At 73.6% G+C, this 2,462-nt stretch carries 1 protein-coding gene and 1 pseudogene; both read left to right on the top strand.

Annotated elements, in window-relative coordinates; genetic code table 11:
- A pseudogene (locus tag ACFQ4O_RS16790) lies at positions 1 to 1,006 on the top strand (DUF4139 domain-containing protein); the annotation flags it as partial.
- Between the two features lie 188 nt (positions 1,007 to 1,194).
- A partial coding sequence (locus ACFQ4O_RS16795) for a caspase family protein (protein ID WP_378777410.1) occupies positions 1,195 to 2,462 on the top strand: 1,268 nt, incomplete at its 3' end.

Consider the following 2,462-nt stretch of genomic DNA (forward strand, 5'->3'; position numbering starts at 1 on the left):
GGCCGCCCCCGGCGCCCAGCGTCCCCGCGCCGCGCCCGCCGCAGCCGAAGCGGAGGCGACCGAAGGCGAGGTCTCGGCCCGCTACGCGCTGCCGGCGCGGGTGACTCTCGCCGCCGGACGCACGATCTCCATGCCGATCGCCGACATCGCGGCCGCCTCGGAGCGGGTGTCGCTGTTCACGCCGGGCGCCGCCAGCCGCCATCCGGTGGCGGCGCTGGTGGTGACGAACGGCTCCAAGGCCACGCTGCCGCCGGGCGTCGTCACCGTCTACGACGCCAAGGCCGGCTACGAGGGCGACGCCCGCCTGCCCTCGACGCCCGCCGGCGAGACCCGCATGGCGAGCTTCGCCCTCGACCGGAAGGTCGAGATCCGCACCGACCGGCAGTCCGACAACCGCGTGCTGGACGTGAAGATCGTGGACGGGACGGTCACGGCCTCGGTGGTGGACCGCCGCAAGACCACCTATGCGGTGAAGGGCGCGCCCGACCAGCCCCGCACCGTGGTGATCGAGCATCCCCGTCTGCCGGACTGGACCTTCCGCTCCGCCAACCTGTCCGGCGAGACCGCCGACGCGCGTCGGCTCAAGGCCGTGGTTCCCGCCGGCGGCTCGGTCGACATCGTGGCGGAGGAGGAGATCACGCGCTCCCAGTCCTTCCGGCTGTCGTCCGCTCCGAACGCGCAGCTCGTGCGCTTAGCGTCGTCGGCGACCGATCCGGCCGTGAAGCAGAAGCTCTCCGCGCTCGCCAAGGCCCGCGGCGCGCTCGTGGCGGCCAACAAGGAGATCGGCGACATCGACACCGCAGCCGCCCGCATCCGCAGCGAGCAGGAGCGCATCCGCAGCAACCTTTCGGCCGTGCCGGCCGACGGCGCCCTCGCCCGCTCCTATCTGGAGCGGATGACGGCGCAGGAGACCGAACTCACCGAGCTCGAGGCCGCGCGCACGGAGAAGCGCGCCGCCATCGGCGCGCTGGAGCGGGAGCTGAACGCCCTGGTCCGCGCGTTCTGACCGGCGCGCGCGGACGCGGTCACCGACTGGTCGGTTGACGAGCGGCGCCGCGCGCGCTTTGACACTCTTCAGGCTGTCCCGGGTCCGACGGCCTTCGCCGCGCGCATAAGCCGAAGCGCGCAACGACCTGACGACGGCTCCCGCGCGGCGATCGCGCCGGCGGGAGCCCGATCGCCGGAGACCGCCTGATGCTTCGCCCTCTCGCCGTGCTCGCCCTTCTCGTCAGCCTGATCGCGACCGCGATGGCGGAGCCCTCCCGCGCGCTCGACGACAACGCGGACTCCATCGCGATCGTGGTCGGCAACCGGGACTACAAGCAGACCACGCCGGTCGACTACGCCCACAACGACGCCGACGCGATCCGGGACTATCTGGTGCGCGGCCTCGGCTTCCGCGACAGCAACGTGTTCCTGCTCAAGGACGCCACGCTGAACGAGCTGAACCAGGCCTTCGGCAGCGAGGCCAACCCGCAGGGCGGGCGGCTGTGGCGCAGCGTGACGGCCGGGCGCTCCAACGTGTTCGTCTACTATTCCGGCCACGGCGCGCCGGACCTGAAGACCCGGCAGCCGTTCCTGCTGCCCCAGGACGGCGACCCGAACTTCTCCGAGAGCGGCTTCGCGCTCGAAACGCTCTACCGCAACCTGGAGCTGGTGAAGCAGAAGGTGGGGCCGGACCGGCAGGTGATCGTCATGGTCGACGCCTGCTTCACCGGCGAGACCGGCCGCAGGGGCGAGAACATGCTGGCGGTCTCGGCCCCCGGCTTCAGCCCCGCCAAGCCCAAGGCCGGCGCCGGCATCCTGCGCCTCGCCGCCACCTCCGGCGCCACCCCCGCCAACTGGGACGACGGCGCCAGGCTCGGCCTGTTCACCAGCCGCTTCCTGATGGCGGCGGCGGGGCTCGCCAATCCAAACGGCCCGGCCAGCCCGGCCGGCGCGGAGACGCGGCGCGTGGCCTGGAGCGATCTCCAGTCCTACGTCACCCGCGAGGTGCGCGACGCGGCCCGGCGCGAGGTCGGCCGCGAGCAGGAGCCCGAGATCGAAGTCGCCGCGCTGTCGCTGCCGCAGGTGGAGCCGGCGCCGGCGATCCGCCGGGTGTTCGACCTCGCCCGCGACGAGGCGCAGTGGCGCGCGGCCGAGGCCGACGGATCGCGCGAGGCGCTGGAGCGCTACGTGGCCCAGTGCGGCGAGCCCTGCGCCTACCGCCGTCAGGCCATGGACCGCCTGCTCAAGCGCAACCGCGACGCAGCCGCGCGCAAGGACGACGAGGACTGGCGGCGGCTGAGCGCCGAGGGCCGGTATCAGGCCTATCTCGACGGCTGCGGCAAGGTCTGCGCCTACCGCCCGCTCGCGCTCGGCTATCTCGGCAAGGACGTGGAGACGCCGCCCGCGCCGCCTCCGTCCGCGACCACGCCGCCGCCCGTCGCGCCGGACGCCACCAGCGCCGAGCACGCCGCGCA

It is taken from the genome of Methylopila musalis (assembly GCF_042679725.1).
GTDB lineage: Bacteria > Pseudomonadota > Alphaproteobacteria > Rhizobiales > Methylopilaceae > Methylopila > Methylopila musalis.